This is a genomic window from Photobacterium sp. R1 (assembly GCF_054600795.1).
Genome location: NZ_BAAHZP010000211.1, coordinates 1 through 367, shown reverse-complemented (window position 1 = coordinate 367; position 367 = coordinate 1). Strand labels below are relative to the sequence as shown.

The 367-nt window shown below is 54.0% G+C and carries 1 protein-coding gene; it reads left to right on the top strand.

Translation table 11 applies throughout. The features are described 5' to 3' along the window. A partial coding sequence (locus ACYP03_RS24710; RefSeq protein ID WP_459782485.1) for a hypothetical protein occupies positions 1–367 on the top strand: 367 nt, incomplete at both ends.

The window sequence follows — 367 nt, the reverse complement described above, 5'->3', positions numbered from 1 at the left end:
ATCTGCTGCCCGATAATCTGGAAGGTTTTACAGACAGCGATGAAGACGGTATTCCGGATTATCTGGATATGGCGGCAGACTGTAATGTCATACCTGAGCAGGTTCAGGTATCAGGCCGCTATCTGCTGGAAGGCGACCCGGGTGTTTGCCTGCATAAAGGCGTGACGATTGCAGGGAATCAGACGGGGGGCGTACAGCTGCTGGCCGGTGAAATCCCGCCAGATGCAGAGGCCAGAAACATTGGTGGTGTGTTTGACTTTATCGCTTATGGTTTGCCGGTAGCCGGTCAGCGTTATCAGGTGGTACTGCCTCAACGTTTACCCATACCGGCAAACGCGGTCTATCGCAAATACACAGCGAGCCAGGG